At 37.4% G+C, this 22,679-nt stretch carries 16 protein-coding genes and 1 pseudogene; 13 read left to right on the forward strand and 4 right to left on the reverse strand.

Annotated features, from left to right (window positions below; translation table 11 throughout):
• Positions 1-21: 21 nt before the first annotated feature.
• From NSQ44_RS01200 to rhaB, 10 genes are all read left to right on the forward strand, one after another.
• Positions 22-1,065 (forward strand): autoinducer 2 ABC transporter substrate-binding protein, encoded by a 1,044-nt coding sequence (locus tag NSQ44_RS01200; protein ID WP_340854521.1) that lies wholly within the window; start codon positions 22-24, stop codon positions 1,063-1,065.
• Entirely contained in the window at positions 1,055-2,875 is a 1,821-nt protein-coding gene (locus NSQ44_RS01205) for a sensor histidine kinase (protein ID WP_340854523.1), read from the forward strand. Before NSQ44_RS01200 ends, NSQ44_RS01205 begins: the two co-directional genes overlap by 11 nt.
• Positions 2,875-4,479 (forward strand): response regulator transcription factor, encoded by a 1,605-nt coding sequence (locus tag NSQ44_RS01210; RefSeq protein ID WP_340854525.1) that lies wholly within the window; start codon positions 2,875-2,877, stop codon positions 4,477-4,479. The genes NSQ44_RS01205 and NSQ44_RS01210 overlap by 1 nt, the downstream gene beginning before the upstream one ends.
• Before the next feature lie 281 nt (positions 4,480-4,760).
• Positions 4,761-5,441 (forward strand): ribulose-phosphate 3-epimerase, encoded by a 681-nt coding sequence (gene rpe / locus NSQ44_RS01215; protein ID WP_340858072.1) that lies wholly within the window; start codon positions 4,761-4,763, stop codon positions 5,439-5,441.
• Position 5,442: 1 nt separating this feature from the next.
• Positions 5,443-6,378 carry a ribokinase gene (gene rbsK, locus NSQ44_RS01220; RefSeq protein ID WP_340854528.1) on the forward strand — a complete coding sequence of 312 codons (936 nt, stop codon included), beginning with the start codon at positions 5,443-5,445 and terminating at the stop codon, positions 6,376-6,378.
• A gap of 15 nt (positions 6,379-6,393) precedes the next feature.
• Positions 6,394-7,923, forward strand: a complete 1,530-nt coding sequence (locus NSQ44_RS01225) for a sugar ABC transporter ATP-binding protein (protein WP_063386513.1) — start codon at positions 6,394-6,396, stop codon at positions 7,921-7,923.
• Complete coding sequence (locus NSQ44_RS01230) at positions 7,920-8,903, forward strand: ABC transporter permease (protein WP_340854531.1); 984 nt, start codon at positions 7,920-7,922, stop codon at positions 8,901-8,903. Before NSQ44_RS01225 ends, NSQ44_RS01230 begins: the two co-directional genes overlap by 4 nt.
• Before the next feature lie 11 nt (positions 8,904-8,914).
• Positions 8,915-9,883 (forward strand): ABC transporter permease, encoded by a 969-nt coding sequence (locus NSQ44_RS01235; protein WP_117017010.1) that lies wholly within the window; start codon positions 8,915-8,917, stop codon positions 9,881-9,883.
• 59 nt (positions 9,884-9,942) lie between these two features.
• Positions 9,943-10,992 carry an autoinducer 2 ABC transporter substrate-binding protein gene (locus NSQ44_RS01240; RefSeq protein ID WP_144596905.1) on the forward strand — a complete coding sequence of 350 codons (1,050 nt, stop codon included), beginning with the start codon at positions 9,943-9,945 and terminating at the stop codon, positions 10,990-10,992.
• A 378-nt stretch (positions 10,993-11,370) separates the two neighbouring features.
• Positions 11,371-12,816 carry a rhamnulokinase gene (gene rhaB / locus NSQ44_RS01245; RefSeq protein WP_340854535.1) on the forward strand — a complete coding sequence of 482 codons (1,446 nt, stop codon included), beginning with the start codon at positions 11,371-11,373 and terminating at the stop codon, positions 12,814-12,816.
• 2,066 nt (positions 12,817-14,882) lie between these two features.
• Here the strand turns inward: rhaB and NSQ44_RS01250 are convergent.
• Positions 14,883-16,190, reverse strand: a complete 1,308-nt coding sequence (locus NSQ44_RS01250; protein ID WP_340854536.1) for an APC family permease — start codon at positions 16,188-16,190, stop codon at positions 14,883-14,885.
• A 35-nt stretch (positions 16,191-16,225) separates the two neighbouring features.
• The gene (locus tag NSQ44_RS01255) at positions 16,226-16,639 is read right to left on the reverse strand and encodes a DUF2000 domain-containing protein (protein ID WP_340854537.1); all 414 of its coding nucleotides are present in this window, start codon (positions 16,637-16,639) and stop codon (positions 16,226-16,228) included.
• A 254-nt stretch (positions 16,640-16,893) separates the two neighbouring features.
• Between NSQ44_RS01255 and NSQ44_RS01260 the strand changes: the two genes are divergently transcribed.
• Positions 16,894-17,043, forward strand: a complete 150-nt coding sequence (locus NSQ44_RS01260) for a hypothetical protein (RefSeq protein WP_340854539.1) — start codon at positions 16,894-16,896, stop codon at positions 17,041-17,043.
• A pseudogene (locus NSQ44_RS01265) lies at positions 17,019-17,630 on the forward strand (FGGY family carbohydrate kinase); the annotation flags it as partial. The gene NSQ44_RS01260 and the pseudogene NSQ44_RS01265, both read left to right, overlap by 25 nt.
• A 398-nt stretch (positions 17,631-18,028) precedes the next feature.
• On the opposite strand, the gene NSQ44_RS01270 reads toward NSQ44_RS01265, so the two are convergent.
• Positions 18,029-18,835: an AraC family transcriptional regulator gene (locus tag NSQ44_RS01270; protein ID WP_340854541.1), complete on the reverse strand. Its 807-nt coding sequence runs from the start codon at positions 18,833-18,835 to the stop codon at positions 18,029-18,031.
• Positions 18,836-19,037: 202 nt separating this feature from the next.
• Positions 19,038-20,153: an IS4 family transposase gene (locus NSQ44_RS01275; RefSeq protein WP_339210175.1), complete on the reverse strand. Its 1,116-nt coding sequence runs from the start codon at positions 20,151-20,153 to the stop codon at positions 19,038-19,040.
• 328 nt (positions 20,154-20,481) lie between these two features.
• On the opposite strand from NSQ44_RS01275, the gene NSQ44_RS01280 reads away from it, so the two are divergent.
• A complete protein-coding gene (locus NSQ44_RS01280; RefSeq protein WP_327848270.1) occupies positions 20,482-21,963 on the forward strand; it encodes a sugar ABC transporter ATP-binding protein in 1,482 nt (493 codons plus the stop codon).
• Positions 21,964-22,679 lie beyond the last annotated feature (716 nt).

The following is a 22,679-nucleotide window of genomic DNA, read 5'->3' on the forward strand; positions in this document are numbered from 1 at the left end:
TTCGGAAAGGTATGGAGAAAATTGAACAAAACGTTTAAGTTTTTCGCCCTTGCTTTTTTCCTGTTCTTTTTGGCATCCTGCTCTTTATCAAAAGAATATGAGGTTATTTATGTAGATAAACCAACTGAACAAAGGAATCATGAAAGCAACAGGAATCATGAACATGAGATTGTCATTGGACTTGTTCCTAAAATCGCTAATATTCCTTATTTTTTAGCAGCAAAGGAAGGAGCCTTAGAAGCAGCGAAGGATTTGAATGTTACAGTCATCTATAAAGGGCCTTCTGCGGCAACCGCAGAGGAACAAATTGCCGTTATTCATGAGCTGATAGAGCAGAAAGTAGATGTGATTGCTGTTTCAGCAAATGACCCGAAAAAATTGGGTACGGTTCTGCAGCAGGCCCGTGAAAAAGGGATAAAAGTCATCACTTGGGATGCAGACACAGACGCAAAATATCGTGACTTCTTTGTCAATATGGTCGATGCCGAGCAAATGGGAAGACATATTATGGATCTTTTAGCATTAGAAATGGGAGAAAGGGGGAAATACGTTATTTTGACCGGCTCGCCGACTGCTGCGAATTTAAACAATTGGATTAGGTGGTTAAAGGTGCAGCAAGAAGAATATTATCCAGAATTAGAGCTGCTCGATGTGGAGTATGCGAATGAAGATATTCACAAAGCTTACAATTTAACAGTTAACCTATTAAAAAAATACGATGATCTAAAAGGGATCATTGGTATATCGACAGTGAACCCGCCTGCTATTGCGCAGGCGTTAAAGGATTACGGAAAATCTGGAGACATTAAAGTTGTTGGAACATCGACTCCGAACATGACAAGACCATATTTGAAAGAGGATGTGCTGCAAACCATCACATTATGGAGTCCGCAAAAGCTCGGTTATTTAACCATTGCGTTAGCCAAAAACTTAGTGTTGGAGGATTTGCCGTATGATGGACAGTTTGTGGAGAATATAGGGAATATTAGTTTTGACGGCGACATGGTGATTATGGGACAGCCAATCGATTTTACAAAAGAGAATGTGGATCAATATGATTTTTAAGAGAAGAAACGATTCAAGCCGAAAATCTTTGTCTTTAACACATAAACTAATTATTTCCTATGTTCTGCTGACTGTTATTCCAATGGCTTTGCTTGGTCTTTTAGCGTATTCGCAGTATACATCCTCTATCGAGAAAGAAGTCGGAAAATACACTCCGCGATTATTAAAGCAAGTGAAAAATAATATCGAAAATGAAATCAGGAAATTGGAAGCGCTTCCAAATCTAGTGTATAATTCGAGCGATGTGATGACAATATTACGGGAATCGGAAGAAACTACTCAATCTAAAAGACTCCGAGATAAGTATATTGTTGAAAGCTATTTAACAAGAACATACTTGCGAAACCACACAGACAATATTTTAGGAGTGTTCCTTATATCGAAGAACCGTGTTTTTTCAAGCACTACTTTACCTTATGAGAATTTTGGCTTTCATGACGGTTCGTTGCCATATTTGAATTCTTTAAGCAAAGTTGGAAGTATGGAAGTAGTGTTATCAAGTCAAATTAACTTAACTTTTGAAGGGTCTCCTTCCTATTTTATGCTAATAAAAGAAATCACCGACTTCGATAATAGAAAAAAGCTGGGAACAATATATATTGTGGTAGATGTAACATTCATAGAGCAGTTTGCTAAGGATTTGCTGCATGAAAAAGATGCGGAAGTATGGATGATGACGAAGGACGGAATGATTATATATCATTCAGATCGCTCCAAAATCGGCACAATTGATAAGAGAATTGACAAATATCCAATTTTAAACGGCAGCTTTACTATAAAAAAGAACGGCGAGCGCCTGCTGGTTAGCTTAAATGAGTCGAGTGTATTGCCGTGGGTGATGGCTCATAGCATGCCAATAAAAAATTTAACAGAAACAACGGATTTAGTAAGAAACGTGACAATCCTCATTTTCATAGCGTTTGCCTTAATAACGACCGCCATTTCCATATTCTTTGCAATGAATGTAACCCGTCCTTTAAATAATTTAAGCAAAATGATGAAGGAAGTTGAAAAAGGAGATTTAAGCATTAATATACCTGTTCATTCAAATGATGAAGTCGGGCAGCTGGCTAAAAGCTTTAATTCAATGCTGATGGAAATTCGAGAGCTGATTAAGCAGAAATATAATGTAGAGCTTAAACAAAAAACAGCTGAATTATATGCATTGCAATCTCAAATTAATCCTCATTTTATGTATAACACATTAGAAACAATCAGCATGTCGGTCGAAGAAGAAAAAACAGAAGATGTTGTAACAATGCTGACTTTGCTTGGAAGAATGCTTCGGTATTCTTTAAATAACAAAGATAAATTAGTCACGATACGGAATGAACTGCAGCATATTGAAGATTATTTGCGCATACAGAAATTCCGGTTTGAAGAACGACTGCACTTTGAAATTGAAAAAGAAGAGAAATTACTAGAATACTATATTCCTAAATTTGTGCTGCAGCCAATCATTGAAAACTCTATTAAGTACGGACTTGAAAAACAGAGAGAGCTAAAAGTGAATATTTCAGTTTGTGAAGAGCATCCGGACCTCATTTTAACTGTTTTGGACAGCGGTCCTGGAATCGCCAAGGAAAAGCTGGAAGAGTTAAATGAAAGATTGATGGCTGATCCAATGTTAGGAAGGGATTCCGGCATAGGAATTATCAATGTAAATGCCAGAATTACAATGATTTTTGGGGATCATTACAGATTATCGATTACTAGTCATGTAAATAAAGGTACTATGATTAAAATTCGAATACCAAAAATAAACGCCTATCAAGCAAACCAGCTTCTTTTGAAAGGAGGAGGTGATTAATGATCACGGATCAGATAAAGGTTGTAATTGTCGATGACGAGCCGCGGATTAGACAGGGGCTGGAAAGACTAATTAAAAAGTTTAGGCCAAACTGGCACATTTGCGGGGTATTCTCAGACGGAGATGAAGCTTTTAGAGAAATTCATGAAAAAATTGGCGCCTTCGATCTTATATTTACCGATGTGCAAATGCCGGTTATAAACGGATTGGAATTAATTAGTCTACTGAAAGAAAAAGGGTATAACTTTTATTCCATTATTATCAGCGGGTATGATGATTTTAAATATGTCCAGACAGCGCTGCGGGAAGGGGCAATTGATTACATTTTAAAACCGATAGATCGAGAGAATTTTGAATCCCACTTACAAAAAGCAGAGGAGCTTATAGTAACTGACAAGAAAAACAAAAGACTAATCGAAGAGGCTGAAGAAATTCAAACAAAATTGACGTATGAAAAGCAAATCCAATTATTAAGCGATACAACGGCAGTTGAAAATATGGATGTGTCGTATTTGGACTGGACACGTGATTTTCCAGATGGAAAGTATAATTTGCTTTATATCGGTATAGATAATGCGTTTTCTAGAAACGGCTTCGAAAATAAGGATGAATGGAAGAAATGGGATGACACCATCAAAGAATCGATTCGAAAATCGTTTATAAAGGAACGCAATTGGATTTGGAAAAACAACCAATATTCGTATTGGGTGCTTATTTATAACGGGGAAGAGGCGAAGATTGAACAAAGCTGTTTGTCGCTCAAAACAACCATTCAGAGGACAACGCCTTTTACGGCATCGATTGTTTTCGGACAGTCATTTGTGGATTTATCAATGTTAGTGGATGTGAAGAACGAGCTGCGAGAGGCAATGAAATATAGGATGATTCAAGGAGGGAATAAGCTTTTTAAAACGGAATCTTTAAAGCACCTTACCTATAATAAGATTACGGATGTTCCGCCGGCAGTGTACAAATGGGCTGAACAAACGGTTGAAGCAATGAAATATGAAGAGCAAAATGCTTTAACAGCAATCAACTCATTTTTTGACGAGCTTAAAAAAATGACCTCACCTTTTTTGCTTCAAGAATCAGTTCGTTATTTGTGCATCCGGGTCATAAACCAATGGATACAGGATGATGGGATTAGCGAGCTTCCTACACTGCTTAGCGAGGCATTTTCGATTACGGATGAACCGGCTTCCTTTTCTGTTTTGAGACAGGAAATGATTAACTGGATCATGAAAATTAGAAAAATGAGAGAATATTATCGGAAAAATACAATTGACCCAATTGTTAAAGCAAAAGAATGGATTCATTCTAATCTTGGCGAAAATATTACCATTAAACGTATTGCGGAACATGTTCATTTAAACCCAACCTACTTTTGCGAATACTTTAAAAATCAGACAGGAGAAACAGTTCTGGATTATGTAACGAATGCGAGAATTCAAAAGGCGAAACAATTATTGGCTGCTACGGAAATGAAAATTTATGATATAGCTGTTCATGTCGGATATCAAGATGCAAAATATTTCAGCAGATTATTCAAACAATGGACCGGCTTATTACCGTCGCAATACAGGGAAAAACGGGGGAGCTTTTAAAAGGACGCACTGAAGGCGTTGAAAACTGATCGTTGAAATACAAAAATACTTGAAACCTTTTTAAAAGAACGTACTGAAGACGGTTGGCACATACCGAACTTTGTATCGGCAGCTGTGCTGAATTTGTTTCCAGTACGTTTTTTATTTTTTTAAAATTTACTGAATATTGTCACACCAATCCGAATTTTAACCCCTATCCATAAGTAAGCGATTTCATTAATATGTTTATAAAAAGATAACACTTGAATTTATCTGTGAAAATGGGGGAATTTTCAGTGACGATGATAGGGCCGTCGCTAATGTGTGCAGACATGGGAAATTTAAAAAGGGATGTGCAAGAACTTGATCAGGCCGGGGTCGATTTTTTTCACATTGACATTATGGACGGTTCGTTTGTTCCGAATTTTACGATGGGGCCGGATATGGTCAACGTCATCCGTGCGGCAACGGATAAGCCGTTAGATATTCATCTCATGATTATGAGGCCGGAGGAGCATATAAATTTATTCGCTGATGCCGGTGCGGATATGATTTCGGTTCATATTGAATCAACTATTCACTTGCAGCGCGTTTTGCAAACGATCAAATCTAAAGGCATAAAAGCGGGAGTGGCCTTAAACCCCTCCACTCCAATTGAATCGATTGAATATGTGATGGATGTGATTGATTATGTCACATTGATGACAGTGAACCCCGGTTTTGCCGGTCAAAAATTCATACCGACGATGTATAACAAAATCAAGAAACTTCATCAATTGATTGAAAAAGAAAGCTACAATATTTTGATTCAAGTTGACGGCAATATAGGTTATGAAACGATCCCAAAAGTTTTGGAAAATGGAGCAAAAATGCTCGTTTGCGGCACATCCAGCTTGTTTAAATCCAAAGGGTCTCTTCATGATGCTGTTATTCATCTTCGTCAATTTATTGAAGGAACATCCAAGGTAAAAACGGAGGAATAATATGTCTTCAATTACAGTAGTTGGCAGCATTAATATGGACATTGTTGCGATGACAGACAAATATCCGAGCCATGGTGAGACAGTTTTCGGGAACAGCATGGTTTTGTTTAGTGGAGGAAAAGGCGCCAACCAAGCAACAGCTTGTGCAAAGCTTGGAAAAAAAGTTTATTTGATTGGTGCGATCGGAGAAGATGCTTTTGGTGCCGAACTAACAAAAAGACTAGTACAAAACCGTGTCGACACGACATTAATCAAAATAGTGCCGAACGTTCCTACAGGCAGTGCCTTAATTACAGTTGATTCATCAGCTGAAAACACAATGCTCGTGATAAAAGGCGCAAATGATTCATTAACCGCTGAAGATATATTGGAAAGGATCCGTACAATTGAGGACAGCAAGGTGCTTCTCATTCAGATGGAAATACCTGTTGAAGCCGTTATCCAGGCGATGAAAGCAGCAAAACGAAAAGGGATGTTTGTTATATTAGATCCGGCTCCTGCAGAAGGCATAGTACTCGAGGCTCTCCAGTATGCCGACATTATAACGCCGAATTTACAGGAAACCTATACATTGACAGGCATTAAAGCTGATTCAGAAGAAAGCGTAATCAAAGCAGCAGAACATTTCCACCTTCATTTTGGAATGAAAAAGAGCATTATTAAAATGGGCGGAAGCGGTCTTGTGCTTTATGATGAAGGCAAGACTTTATTCATACCGCCGTTAAAGGTAAAAGCTATTGATACGGTTGGAGCTGGAGATTCCTTTGCCGGGGCTCTTGCATGCGCAATTGCTGATGGAAAAACATTAGAGGAAGCTGCCAAATTTGCTGTTATTGTTTCCGGCATCAAAGTAACTAGAAAGGGTGCGCAAGACGGCATTCCGACACTTGAGGAAGTAAAGCAATATTGCAAAGAAAATGGAATAACAACTGGTTAGAAATAAGGTGATAGCATGAGTGAATACTTGCTTCAAATGTTAAATATCAGCAAAACATTTCCTGGTGTAAAAGCATTAGATGACGTGAAGCTTGAAGTAAAGAAAGGGGAGGTTCATGCCCTTATTGGAGAAAACGGCGCCGGTAAATCCACACTCATTAAAATACTAGCTGGAGTTTATCAGCCTGATCCAGGAGCCCAGTTTTTCTTTGAAGGAAAGGAAGCAAAAATACGAAGACCAATTGATGCCACTATGCGCGGCATATCAATTATTTACCAGGACTTAAGCTTATTTCCGAATTTATCGGTAGCAGAAAACATTTATATAGGAAGAGACAGCGATAAGCATTCTTGGAAAAAAGTTGATTGGGCTCTTATGGAAAAAACGGCCAAAAAGGCTTTAAAAGAGCTTGATTTTGAGATTGATGTTTCAACACCGGTAGAAAAACTGAGCATAGCCCAGCAGCAGATGGTCGAAATAGCGAGGGCGCTTGCGTTTGATGCGAAATTAATCGTCATGGATGAGCCGACATCATCACTTTCCGCCGGTGAAGTAGAGAAGCTGTACGAAGTTATATTTTCTTTGAAAAAAAGAGGGATTTCAATTATTTTTGTAAGCCATAAATTAAAAGAACTTTTTACAGTTTCTGATCGATTCACCGTTCTAAGAGATGGCAAATATGTCGGTACGTATCATGCAAATGAATTAACAGAAGAAAAACTAATTACGTTAATGGTTGGCCGGAAAATTTTATATGAAAAAAATAAAGAAAAGGCAGCCTCAGGCAAAACATTGCTTGAAGTAAGAAACCTTGCGAAAGAAGGAAATTTCAAAGATATTTCATTTGAACTGAGGGAAGGGGAGGTTCTTGGAATTACAGGGCTAGTAGGCTCTGGTCGCACCGAGCTGGCGCAAGCTATTTTTGGCATTAATCGTCCTTACAAAGGGGACATCATCATTAACGGTCAAAAGACTGTGATCAAGTCTTCAGAAGAGGCAGTAAAAAAAGGAATTGCTTATATTCCTGAAAGCCGGAAGACGCAAGGGCTTATTTTAAGACAATCAATCATTAACAATATTTCGCTTCCTGTGTTGAAAAAATTAAAAAATAAATTTTTGCTGATTAATCGAAGAAAAGAAATAGAATTAGCTGAGCATTATATACAATCATTAGATGTCAGACCGCCGCTGCCATACAGGGCTGCCGGCGATTTGTCAGGCGGAAATCAACAAAAGGTAGTCATAGGAAAGTGGCTGTCAACAAATCCTAAAATTTTGATTATCGATGAGCCGACTAACGGAATTGACATCGGTGCCAAGTCAGAAATCCATAAGCTTTTAAGAGGATTAGCGGCAAATGGAATGGGAATCATTGTGATTTCTTCTGAACTTCCTGAGGTGCTTGCTGTCAGCGATCGCATTATCGTTATGCGCCATGGACGAATTGCAGGCGAACTCGGGATTCATGAAGCGACACAGGAAAGCATCATGAACCTTGCATTGCTTGGGCAAAAGGGTAAGGTCCGCGAGGAGGCACAATTATGAAAGCGTTTTTAAAATCAAAAGAAATGAGCGTTGCTGTCATTATTTTACTTCTATGCATCATATTGGCCTTCATTAGCCCGGTATTTTTAACAGCAGATAATTTGTTGGATGTTGTGAAAGGAAATACAGTGTTAGGCATTTTGGCTATTGGAATGACGCTTGTCATCATTACAGGGGGGATTGATGTATCTGTTGCAGCAGTGACAAGCGCAGTATGTGTCGTTTTGGGCAAGACGATGATGTTTTTGCCTGATAGCCCGCTGACCATTGTGTTGATTTTTGTCATTGCTCCGCTTTTCGGAGTGCTGTTAGGCTCCATCAATGGAATTTTAGTTGCAAAAATTCAAATTCCGGCGATTGTCGTTACTTTAGGGATGATGAGTATTATTAACGGACTTGTTCTGTATATTACAAACGGCCAATACTTGAACAGCAGCAACTTCCCAACTGTTTTCTTGAAATTTTCGAATTTCTCTGTTTTTGGAATATCCATTATTATTTGGCTTTTTATCATTACAGCAGCTTTGACATGGTACATTCTTAAATACACATTAATCGGCCGCGAAGTAATGGCTATTGGCGGAAACAAAGAATCGGCTGTCCGAGTCGGAATTAACTATAGCAAAGTTCAAATATTTGTATTTTCTTATATGGGCTTTTTAGCAGGGATTGCTGCGATTGCTCAAACTTCTTATACAAAAGCGGTAGATCCGAACGGAATGCTTGGCTTGGAATTAATGGTTATTGCTGCAGTGGTACTGGGAGGAGCCAATATAATGGGAGGACACGGAACAATATTTGGAACGATATTAGGTGTTCTTCTGCTAGGAATTATACAAAATGGATTAATATTAGCGAAAATTGATACTTTCTGGCAAAAGGTTTTTACAGGGGCAATTATTTTAATCGCTGTATCGTATGACCATATTCAATACAAACGTTCGCAAAAGCAGCTTTCAAAAATTGAAGTGGAAGCATAAGGGGGGAGAGGATGAAACAGGTTACGCTTTCAAAAGAAAATATACTCGGACTCATTGCCATCGGTCTATTTGTTTTGATGAGCATAAGTGTTCCGGGATTTTTATCAAGCAATAACTTGACAAATATGATGTTTCAGCTGCCTGAGTTCGGTTTGTTTGCTTTAGCCATGATGGTGGTGATCGTAACAGGCGGAATCGATTTGTCGATCACGTATACGGCAGCGCTGGCAGGGGTAGCAATTGCGATATTATCAAGCAATGGATATCCGATGATCATTGCGATTTTAGGAGGCATTGCAGTTGGACTTCTTTGCGGTTTTATGAATGGATTTATTATAGCCAAGATCGGAGTATCACCGATTCTTGTAACCCTTGGGACAATGGTATTGTTTGAAGGGCTTATTCTCAGCATTACAAAAGGAAATTCAATATCCGGATTCAGCCCTGAGTACACGCTGATTGGAAATGGTTATTATCTGGGGCTCATTCCGCTTTCGATTATAATCTTTCTCTTTGTCGCTATTTTGACTTCCGTACTGCTGAATAAAACAGTATGGGGAAGATCAGTTTATATGGTTGGAAGCAATCCGGTTGCATCCTTGTTTTCAGGGGTTAATAACAGCAAGGTTTTAATGAAGGTGTATTTATATAGTGCTTTGTTAGCAGCAATTGCTTCTATCATTATGACATCAAGATATAACACAGTAAAAGTTGATCTTGGATCATCCTATTTATTGCAAAGCGTTGCAGCAGCCGTTCTTGGCGGTACTGAAATCCAAGGAGGCTATGGGAAAGTGATCGGCACGTTATATGCAGTTATGATTTTTCAAATGATATCCAGCGGCTTAAATCTAATGGGAGTGCCGAGACCGATTGTGACAGTGATTATGGGGGTTATTTTAATCGCGGTGTTAATTATTAACTTTATTAAAGTAAAGGCTGATGAAAACAAGCAAAAAAAGCTTGCAGAAACAGCATAATGACTTTTCTTTAATTGGTTAAAAGATTTATAAACTATAAATTTACAAGGAGGAACAGTATGAAAAAAATTGCAGGTTTATTTGTCGCTTTATTGCTTGTATTTGGTCTTCTTGCAGGATGTGTTTCTCAGCAGGGTGCAGGGGGGAATTCAAATTCATCTAAAGATGGAAAAGATGAGGCTGGCGGGGGCGATGGAAAAATCAAAATTGCCGTTGTTCCTAAACTAATTGGCATTCCTTATTTCAATGCATCTGAAAAAGGAGCAATTCAAGCGGGAAAAGATCTTGGAGTCGAAGTGATTTATACAGGTCCGACAGAGGCAGATGCTGCCCAGCAAGTTAAGGTGATTGAAGATTTAATTAGTCAAGATGTGGATGTAATTGCTGTTGCACCGAATGATGCAGCTGCATTATCGCCTGTATTACAAAAAGCGAAGGATAAAGGAATTATCGTGATGGACTGGGATACACCAGCAGATCAATCTTTAGTTGAACTTTCTGTCCACCAAATTGATGACGAAGCTTATGGCCGTCATATCGCAAAATCATTAGTTGAACAAATGGGGACTGAAGAAGGGGAAATTGCCATTCTCACAGGTGGTCTTGCGGCAGCAAACTTAAATTCATGGATCGATGCAGCGAAGAAGGAGCTTGAAGAAAATTATCCAGGAATAAAGCTAGTAACAGATAAAATTGCGACTGATGAAAAGCAGCAAGTGGCATACCAAAAAACGCTTGATTTAATTAAATCATATCCGAACCTTAAAGGGATTATGGCATTTTCAACTCCTGCTCCTCTTGGCGCAGCTCAAGCTATTCAAGAGAAAGGTCTTCAAGACAAAATCGCTGTTGTCGGAACAGCACTTCCGAAGGATTCAGCTCCATTTTTAGAGGATGGCTCATTAGATGTAGCAATCCTTTGGGAGCCTGACAAATTAGGATATTTGACAGTCGCTTTAGCTAAAGATCTTGTTGATGGCAAAAAGCCTGAAAACGGTCAAAATATAGATGGTGTAGGAGAAGTGGAAGTTTGGGAGGATGGTAAAACGGTCATTATGGGACCGCCTACAGACTTTACAAAGGATAATGCTAAAGACTATGACTTTTAATTTTCGTTAAAGAGATTACCCCTCTCACATTTTTGCAATTAGAGAGGGGTTTCGTTATTTTAGAAAGTATTGCTATTTTTGCAGATCCGGTAAGTTCTTTGCCTTGCAATAAGAAAAAGTGAAGGCTAAAATATCAAAATTTTTATTGGCAGGAAACGTAAAGAGATTTTTCTTGCTTTGTGGACAGGGAAAACCTTTTTAATGGTTACTGCCAATGAATTTTTTGAAGAATGGAAGAAAAGTTGTTTGCAAATGTTTACTCAGATTTTGACCTGCTGCATGAGCAGCAAGAAAATGTCTAGTTATGGAACGCTATCCTAATTTTTAAGCGAAACATTTAGCAGCTTCATAGATTGTGTGAATTTTAGGAGGGATAAAATGACACATATCGCAGTTGACATCGGTGCATCAAGCGGACGGCTTGTCATAGGGGATATAAAAAATGGAAAATTGACAATTGAAGAAATACACCGATTTGCCAATGGTTTTACGGAACGAAATGGAACGTATTATTGGGATATTGATCATTTGCTGACGGAAATTGTTAAGGGATTGGCATATGCCAAAACATTGGGAGTGAAAAGGTGTACACTTGGAATCGATACTTGGGCTACAGATTATGTGCTGGTCGATCAAGAAGGAAAAAGGGTGCAAGAGGTCATAGCATACAGAGATAAAAGAACAGAACGGACGATTGAGAAAATTACGAAGCATATTACCAAAAAAGATATATATGAAAAAACAGGCATTCAGTTTTTATCCTTCAACACCTTATACCAGTTATATGAAGAAAAAAAAGAAAATCTTGAAAAAACGAAAATGATTATGACAGTTCCTGATTACTTAGGATACAAACTGACTGGATGTGCAGTGACGGAAGTGACAAGCGCATCTTGTACTCAGCTTTTAAACGTGAAAGAAAAAGATTTTGATCAAGATTTGCTTCAGCTGCTGTCAATTGAGCGTGAGCAGTTTCCGCCGTTTTCTTACCCCGGGGACATGCTCGGATATGTCAGAAACGAATATTTTCCTGATTACGATCTGCCCGAAACAAAAGTGATTATAGTTGGTTCTCATGATACAGCTTCCGCAGTTGCAGGAGTACCTGCTGCTGAAAAAAATTGGGCGTATTTAAGCAGCGGAACTTGGTCTTTGATTGGGATTGAATCGGATGCGCCAATCATTACAGAAAAATCATTATTTTACAATTATACAAATGAGTGGGGAGTGTTTGGGACATACCGTTTTTTAAAAAATATTATGGGCATGTGGATTATTCAAGAAGTGAGAAGACATTTAACGAAAGATTACAATTTTGCCCAAATGGTTGATGAGGCAAGAAAGGCGCCTCCGTGCAAACAATATATCAATTTTAACGATCAGCGATTTTTTAATCCGGACAATATGGTAGAAGAAATTCAGAAATATTGCAGGGAAACGCTTCAGCCTGTGCCGCAATCAACAGGAGAAATTGCGAGATGTGTATTTACAAATCTGGCTATACTATATTCCTTGTCAATGGATGAAATTGAAAGTATATCGGGCAGAACAATCGATTCATTATATATTGTCGGAGGCGGCTCGCAAAATGATTTCATAAACGAAATGACCGCTGCTGTAAGCGGAAAAACGGTTTTTGCCGGTCCCTCTGAAGCAACGGCTGTAGGAAATATTTTAATTCAGCTAATAGCGGAGAAAAAGCTTGCAAATTTACAGGAAGGACGGAATCTAGTCTTGAACTCTTTTTCTATTAAGCGTTTTGATCCAAGAGAAAGCGGAAACGATGCATTAAAAGAACAATTTAAACAAGCTGTTTTCTCCTGATACATTCATTGTGGAGGAGATCATGCTCAAAGAAAGCATAAATGATGAATAGGGGACTATTCCTGCGGGATTACACATGCACGGGAATAGTGGCACGATGTGTGTTATAAAAATTTTAGGAAGAACATAGGCGATCAGTCGAATTTCCTTTCCGCGCGCCTAGGAAGGGAGATTCGCTTTCCGAAAAAAATATGATGGGGGACATTGTGGAGCAATAGGACAAAAATGTTCTAAGCCGTCCCCAATCCTTAAAAATCGTTGGAAAGCTTTTATCCCTTGGGGTATGAAAAGCTTCATGGTAGTTATGGGGGGCTTTTACTGCATTTATACTTCCCCTGTCTGCAAGTTTTATTAATACTGTAGTAAATAAAATTCTTTTATGGATTTTACGTATTAAAATACCATTTAAAAAATTATTTATTGTCGGGGTATATGCATACATACCGTTTTCAGCCGAAGCATTATTGAAAGTGATTTTCACGACCGATTCTCCACTCGTCTTTTTTGATTCATAAATGAGCCTAATACCTTATTTACGAACATTCTATACGGCATTTCCATTTTTAGTATTTGGTGTATAATAAGTTACACAAATGGAGTATATTTACGAAAAAGTACCTTGCGATATCATTGGTTGTCATAATAAATATATTAGAATTCGTTATAAACAGTTTCTTTAATATTTATTTGTAATTCTGCAAATAAGCATTCTTTTAAGAAAGAAATAACTAAAGGTTTGAAACCTGTTGTCGTTAATCCAATGAAGGTAAAACGATTGAAAAAGCTTGAAGATGATTCGCGCTCACCAAGGATGTGGATGCGGAAGTTACTACTCAATGTGCGTCAAGGTCTGTAACTCACATATATTTTACGAGGTATATTATACCGAATTGCACGATGGTATAAAGCTCAGTGTATCATGTGTTTGATTTTCGTGCGGACAAAGGAATTCTAAGAAGTGTTATAGAGGAGCTTGGCCGGTCTCTGCCTGATGACTAGACCGAACGAAGGAACGTGGGCACCTAGATGCCAAGAGACATAGGAGGGTACGTCATCATAAGCGACGCAGAGATTCACAGTGCATCGTATACAGACCTAGCTACATCCATATTTAACCAGTAGTGACCGCGGAGCGTACCCATTAACTGTAAGAGAATCGCATATTTATAAAATTATGTTAGTGATCTGTCGAAAAATATTTTTTTGACACCCCTAAAACGGGTCAAACCGTAGATAAATCAATATTTATAGAGGGAGGTGAAAAAATGTTAGAGGCCATAGTTATCTTTATAATTGTATTTGGTGCTGGAATGTTAGCTACCAAGAAACGCAAATAAAATCAGATTGTATTTACAATCCCCTTTTGCTGGAGTCGGCCAACTATCATTTTAAAAGGAGATTTTCGTAAGCACTTTTATCCTGAAAGTTCCCAAATAGAATCTTTACAATCCACGAGTCTTTTGAATCTGATAGTCACGGACTCCTTCCTCACTTTGATGAGAAGGGCTTGAAGAACACATTTCGTATGACATTGATAGCGCTCTAAGGAGGTATATCGTTCATAGAAACGCTTCCCACAAGATGTACATTTATAACGACGCTTTTTCAGAATTAGATATGTATACATTTATCGAAATTTTACGTCTCGAATTTTTCTGTAGACGATAATCATGAATGGATCTTGTTTTCTCCCTAAATTGAGGACAGCGTTGATCACAAGGTTTTGTTGCGATAAAAATTTCAAGGTTCGTATCTGTTTCCACAATACCATTACTTTTTTAATCCGATCAGTTTTGTGATACTTAACTTTTAGGTTTCTGGGCGGGAAGTGTGATTTTACACAATAAATAGGACTTGAGCTTTTGTTGCATATTCACCGCTTTACACGGAACGGCGGGTATGAAGGCTTGTATGCATTGCAAAGTCCTATCACTTGTCCCCTTTACTAACACTCATGCCCGCAGAGGCTCCATGTCAAGCGATATAGAAATGAAATTAGATACAATGGATGTAATGTTTTTATTTTCCATTTCATACATTTTTTAAATGTCCGAAACACTTTCAAATTATTGAACAGAAAAACGTTTCTTTTTTTGTTTTTTGTAGAATGATTTCCAGGACTTTTCGCGAAATGAATAAATTACCATGCCAATGAATAACCAAATCAAACCCGCAAAAATACCGCTTCCTCCAACCGGAACAAGCAAACTGATGCAAATAACGAGAGCAAGGCCCGGCAGAAATGGATAAAAAGGAACGGAAAATTGTTTTGAACGCTCTTCAGCAGATGCCTTTTTTCGCGAAATAAAAAAGCTAATCATTGTAAAAATAAACGTAAGAAGATACAAAAAGCCAGTTGCTTTCACAGCAATATTAATGGAACTGACAAGCGTAAAAAGAATTTGAATACTGACTCCGAGTAAAACCGCCCAAACAGGAGTTTGCGAGCGGGGATGAACAAAGGCGATTTTTTTAGGAAAAAAGCCGTTGCGGCCCATTGCAAAGGCAGTTCTGGAAATGGAAACAATGAAAGCGTTGGCTGTGGCGGTTAAAGCAATCACAATGACTATGCTAACTAAAGTTGGGCCGATGTCTCCTAAAAATTGCTGGCTGGCTAAAGCGACCGGTATTTTTGAGGCTCCAAGCTCCTGCCAATGAACGACTCCCGTTGAAACAAATAACAGCCCAGCGTAAAGGATAAGGACAATTATAATAGATGATAAAATTGCCAATGGAATTGTTCTGCCCGGATTTTTCATTTCTTCCCCTGCGTCGACAATTACATCCCATCCAACCATAGACAAAAAACCAACTAAAGCTGCGGAAAGAATCCCTTCCATTCCATTTGGGGCAAACGGTGAATATAACGAATAATCCACATGGCTGAATCCTAGGGCAAAAAATGAAATGAGTACGATGATTTCAATCATTACAATTCCTATTTGAACAATGCCGCTAAGCTTAACACCTAACATATTTAAAAAGCCTAAAACAAGAAGAAGCATGATGGCACTTAACAACGGCGGAGCCCCTGTCAGGGAATGAAGGTAGTTGCCGAATCCTTTTGAAACGAAGCTGCTTGCTGCAAGCCACGCTCCCCAGTAGGACCATCCGATTAAGGCGCCAACAAATGATCCCATTGTTTGATGTGCGTATTCGTAAGCACCGCCTGCTCTTGGATATCTTGATGCTAATTCTGCGTAGCATAAGCCTAGTAAAATTTCTAAGACTGCTGCTATGACAAATGAAAGGATAACAGCTGGACCAGCCATTCCGGCTGCTACACCGCTGAGTATAAAAATACCGGCACCTACCATAGCACCAGTGCCAAGGGAGGTGGCTTCTTTCCATCCTAACTCTCTTTTTAGGCTCATAAAATCCCTCTTTCACGTAAACATTTGGGTATCTGCTACCTTAAAAGTCCTAAGCTTCCTGTTAGTTTATTTACTTTTTTCTTGGCTCCATATATAGCGATTCCTAAATATTCAAGATCATGTTCGGTAAAAGTTGAAATTTTATCCGTATATTCTTCATAACTGTTCGTTGATTGTGCCGCATTGCTAAAATCGACAACTAGTAAATCAGAAAACTCCTCATCATATAACGTGCTCCTTAATTCTTTCAATTTTTTTGCATCGCCTTTTAAAATCGGAATGGGTGTCGTTGTAATTCCTGTATGAGAATGACCGCTTCCATCCTTTACGGTTGGACCGATAATTCCCTCAATTTCCTTTCCTAATGTTAGGGCTAACACAGCAGCAGTATTTGCAATTAATCCTGTTGGTAAATCTGCATTAATGACCATGACGCATTTCATCACCATGATGCTCCCTTCATTTTTTCTTGGACATATTTTGTTGATTTTGAATGCTGCGTAGTTTTTTTATTTCCGCTTAGCACAGTCCATTTTGAAATTTTTTGAGTTTACAACGAAAAAAACACCACCCAATCTTTTTGCCCAGTATATACTGGCTTTTTCCAATCATATTCTTTTAAAACGTATCATGTTAAAATGGTAAGAATAAGAGCCAATTTTTATAAACTTTTATAGTACCAATTTGCAATAGGAGGGCAAGCATGCTTTGGCTATCGATTGATCGGACGCTAGACGTCCCTTTAATACGGCAAGTTTACGAGCAAATTCGAACAAAAATATTGAACGGCGAGCTTGCGGCTGGAGAGTGTCTTCCGCCTTCTGCAAAATTGCTCCTGACAAGTTGCGTTTGATTTCATTTAGTGCAGCAATGCATAGTTTAATAGCTGTGGATGAAGAAGGGAATTTATTATTTATTGACTAACAGCATCACATGGGCTGATACGAGAAGCGCTCTCCATGCGAACATCATAAAAGAAATATACAATGGCCAATCCATGTATAGGCGCACGAAACACCGATTCACGCGATGTCACCATTTTCGAAGCTCGTATGGCTGAGGGCGGAACACCCTGAAATTTTTTGGAAAGACACAAGATTTATTTCGATAAAAGAATATGTATTTTATAAAATGTTTGGCAAGTTTATAGTGGATTATTCAACTGCCTCCGCTACAGGACTATTCAACCTTAAAATGTTGGATTGGGATGAAGAAGCATTAAAAGTGGCAGGGGTGACAAGGGATCAACATTCAAAGCTTGTCCCGACTACAGAGATTTTGACTGGCGCTTATGAAGAGCATTCCAAATTTATGGGAGTAGATAAGAAAACCCCTTTTGTCGTCGGAGCAAGCGACGGAGTTTTGTCCAATCTTGGCGTCAATGTGATTGAACCGGGGGTTATTACTGCAACGATCGGAACAAAAACGAACCCACCTGTAGTGGTTAATTTCAATAAACATTTCATTGGAAAGACTGTGAAGGACGTCCCTTTGAAATGAAGGGAATAGAGACGAAAAGTCTAGCTGTCTGTGTCTATGAAAGATCAACAATAGCGGGGAAGAGGATCGGAAACGGCTTACTTCAGAGGAAAACAACATATAAATAACAAAAAGTAGATATAGAGCCGTTTTAGGGGCAACGCAATTTACAACTGGGAGAAACACTGCTTTTTTATGTTGCCCTCAAATTGCGAAAACAGCACGCACAAGTACAAGAAATGAGGGAGTAAAAGCGTAAATACTTCTCCAACTCGAAAAGGTTTTTTAAACCTTTTGAGACCACCTGCTCCTTTAACGGCCTTTCTCTACTGAAATGGTCATATTATCTTTAACAATCTCTAAAAATTTTTTCTAAATTTTCCTGGTGAATAGCCAGTAAATTTTTTAAAAAGTAGGTTGAAATAATTAGCATTAGGGTACCCTACTTTGGAAGCGATTTCACGAATGGTTAAATTTGTATGAAGTAGCATTGTTTTTGCGACCTCTATTCTGTGTTTTATAAGATACTGAATAGGAGAAATGCCAACTTCGTTTTTAAAGGTGTGGGCTAAATGGTAAGGGTTTACATATACAATGTTTGCTAATTCATTGAGAGTAATATCTCGATGATAGTTTTCCGCAATATATTTTTTCACCTTTTCTGAAATCGAGGAAATATTACTAGAATTTGTTGAATATAACGTACGAAGGATTTTGATTATTAAGGTTGTTAATAGGGAAGAGGTAATTTCCTGAGAACCAGGTTCCTTATTATTAAATTCCTCGTAGATATCTTCTATATATTTGTTGATTGTTAAGTGATGTTCTTGAGCTTTCAGAACTGGTGATCTTTCGGGGGGAATGATAAATCCCTTTGGTAATCCAGATAATTGCAAGTTCGAAACAGATAATGAAAACCCTTTGAAACTAGGATCAACAGAAGATGTTGATTCATGCTCAACAAATGAATTGATTAGTAGAAGGTCTCCTCTGATTAATGGAATTGTTTTTTGATTAATTGTAAAGGTTCCTTGTCCATCTTGGATGAAAAAAATTTCTGTGTTTTCATGTGTATGTAAAATTTTCTTTTCTTGCTTTCGATCTTGATTAAGTTCCACAATCGATGTTAAGTGAGGAGTTTGCAGCAATTTTGGAAAATTGTCCATAGGTCCCTCCTCTTCTTGATAAACTATTATGTTAATATTTATTGACAATTCAGAATCATTAGCATTGCATAAATATAGTTAGAATTTTCTGTTAATTATTTTTTGTGAATTTGTGCCAAAAAGACAAAACCTAAAGAAAGGTGGCACTGCCCATTTGGTAAATATATACAGTTAAACCAGAGCGACAACGACAAAAGGGAGATTATGGACTGGCTCGCCCATCAAATTTTCGCAACCAAACATAAGCTGGTTTCCACAGAGCTCTCTTTAACCAACGAGTAATTCGAAGTAGGGATTTCTTACTTTTCATCTCCAATTGAATGAGAACATGTAAGCAATACGTGATCAGGGCTAAGAAAATTTGATTTTGAATAGCTGTTTCACTCATTCCATAAAAGTGCTTAATTTCTACGTGTTGCTTGAGCCATTTGAAAAAGAGTTCAATAGCCCAGCGAGATCGGTAAATATCACTTATCTCTTCTGGTTTTAAATCAAATCGGTTGGTGATGAAACGAAGTAAGTTCCCTTTTGTGTCCATAACTTCTAGTAGACGATAGACATTTTCAGTACGATTTTGTGTGGTACCAATGTAGACCATTTTATCGGATAGAACGTGACAATCATCAGGAAGTGAAAATGTATAGACTTCACGAATGACTGCGTTTTTCTTCAGTCTTGAAACGAAGAAATAGCCATCATCTGTCATCCGGTCAAAACGTTCATAGTCCACATAACCGCGGTCAAACACATACATGGCTTCTTGATCATCCACTAGGACTTCGAGTTGATTTCGGTCATGTTCTTTTGCTGTCGTAATCACTGCTTTTTCAGGATAGACGGTGTCTTTATCCATGAAAACGAGCCGTAAGTGTAGCTTTACACCAGCTTTTGTTTTCCGGAATTTTGCCCATTTATAATTGGTCAAGTTCAACGGGAGTGTACTTGAATCAATGATTTTCAGTGGCATATTCTTTCCGTTTTTATAATGGTACCGTTGAATTTTCCAAACAAGATCCAAGAACAAATTTGCAAGAATTAGTGGGTGGATCTGATTGTTTTTTCGGGATAGCTGAGAGGCACTTATCGATTCAAATCCGAGTGCTTTTTGAAGATCTTCGTCTACAAGTGCATCACTCATTTCCTCTAAGCTCTTAAATTCGAGCAGCTGGGCTACCAATAAAAGTTTAATATAGGCTTCTGTTGTCAGCTTTTTTGTGTAATAGTCCTGTTTCAATTCTTTGACTTGTTCGCTAAGTTTTTGAATATTTATGGGTGAAACCCATTTACCAAATGATGAAATTAGTGTATTCTTGTCCATAATGGTTATCCTTTACGATTGGATTTGGGCAGGAACCACCTGTACTTCCATTGTAAAGGATTTTTTTGTTTCGAAATCAATAAAAAATTGAACATTCTTAGTATTTTGAATCATCAGATTTAATTACTGCAATGCTAGTGATTCAGAATAAACAATTTAATTTTTTGGTTATAATTATTTATAAAGTTCAATATAAATTCAAGGCGAATCATAATACTCCACAATAAATTATAGTTTTATAGCAATTTACTTCATTTTACTGTTACCAAATATATTTTAAACTGGAAGAAAATATGGCTCTTTTGGTTGTTGTAAAGGTGGTGGAATAATGCTGCTAAAGATGGAGAATATCAGCAAATCGTTTTTTGGAAACAAAGTTTTAGATAATGTAAGTTTTGACTTAAAAGCTGGAGAAGTTCATGCTCTTATAGGAGGTAATGGAGCGGGAAAGTCAACATTAATTAACATTGCTTCAGGTATATACAAAAAAGATACAGGAAAAATAAAAATAAATGATCAGTTGATTCATTTTAAATCAATAAAAGATGCCTATGATCATGGAATTTCGGTGGTTCATCAGAACCCTTTTCTTGTTCCGAGTCTGACTGTTGCTGAAAATATTTTTTTAGGAAGACAACCTAGAATCTTAAAATTTTTTGTTAATACGAAAAAAATGAAAAAAGACGCTAAATGTGTATTAAGACAACTTGGTGCGTCAATAGATCCAAAATTAAAGTTAAATGAAATACCTTCCCGGCAACATTACTTAATATCGATTGCCAAGGCAATTTGCCGTAAATTAAAAATATTGATTATGGATGAGCCGACAACGAACTTGACTGAAAATGAAAGGGAAAATTTGTTTAGATTAATTAAAAAATATAGAAACGAAGGTACCGGAATTATTTTTATTACACATAGATTAAATGAAATTCATGAAATTTGTGATAGAGTGACTATTTTGCGTGATGGTAAGAAGGTTGCTACCTGTAATGTTAATGAAATAACTGAAAAAGAAATGACAGATTTGATGTTAGGATATGAGCTTAAACGTTATTTTCCGCCAATCCCAAAAGCAAAAGGACAAGAGTTATTAAGGGTGGAAAACTTATCTAAAAAAGGTGTTCTTTTTAATGTAAGTTTTTCCTTATATCAAGGGGAAATTCTTGGAATTGCAGGATTGGCTGGTGCAGGTAAAACAGAGCTAGCAAATATTATTTTTGGACAAAGAAAAAAAGATAGTGGAAAAATTTTCTGGAAAAATAATCAAATTGAATTTAGACACCCTATGCAAGCAGTTCATAATCGATTTGGGTATGTGACCGAGAACCGCTTTAAAGCAGGTCTGATGATGAATATGAGTGTGATAAACAATTTAACGATTGCTAGTTTGGACAAGTTTAATAGTATGAAATTTATAAATTCAAATATTGAAGTGGATCAATCGATTGAACAAGTCATTGATCTTAATATTAAATTGAACCATATAAAACAAAGTGTAAAATATTTAAGTGGTGGAAATCAGCAGAAAGTGCTGTTGGGCAGATGGCTAGTTACAGATTGTGATCTGTATATTTTGGATGAGCCGACAAAGGGTGTAGATGTAGGAAGCCGATGTGAAATATATATTAAGATTCATCAATTGGCAAAAGAGGGAAAAGGAGTCATCATTATTTCTTCAGACCTTACAGAATTATTAGGTTTATGCAGCCGATTGTTAGTAATGAATAGAGGGAGAATTGTTGGTAATTTCCTAAATGAGAACCTAACTGAGGAAAAGATAAATAATTTGATGTATGGGGCTAGTTAGTTAAAACTTTGTATACTTAAAGGAATCTCTTTTTTTAATAAGTTATTATGAATTAAACGTTTTTTGTCAACGATTATAAAAAAGCAGTAAAACGGGTTTATTTGCAAAATATATCACTGCAAAATTTGTGGAACGTCTTGGTTTCATATATAATCCAATGCCCTAATGATATTTGCTACAATGCTTTTAAATTCAGTTTTTTTGCTAGCAAGGTCAACAAGTTAAAGTAAAGATTGCGAATCAGAAATTTTTTCGCAATTCTATGATTTGGTGTCAATGGTATTCTTTAGTCATTGGAATTGACAACAACCTCACCATTTCTCCCCTCTCCTTTTTTGAATGGGCAGTTTAGAAAATACGTTTTTATTAGCTTGATCAACGAAATCAAATGGGCTAACTATTAAATGACAACTTGCAAGCCCATTCTTAACTCATCTGATTTTTTATGTTTTGCAATCCTATTTGACTACACTTTATCAGGATGAATTTTTAATTTTAACTGTCAATCCATATAAGAAGCTTATGTGTTTCCCGTCAAACATTTTCTACTTATCTCATCAATTATCCATCAAAACTCTTTGTTAAAAATTACTTTTTCTAGCAAAGATACCAGAATTATACGAATATATGTTTCTTGATAGCTTCGTAAACCGTTTTCTCCTCGACAGTCGTAATGATGCCACTTTCATTTCCCTGCTATAATTTTCTAAAATCGA

The organism is Aeribacillus sp. FSL M8-0254, from assembly GCF_038008845.1.
Taxonomy (GTDB): domain Bacteria; phylum Bacillota; class Bacilli; order Bacillales; family Aeribacillaceae; genus Aeribacillus; species Aeribacillus composti.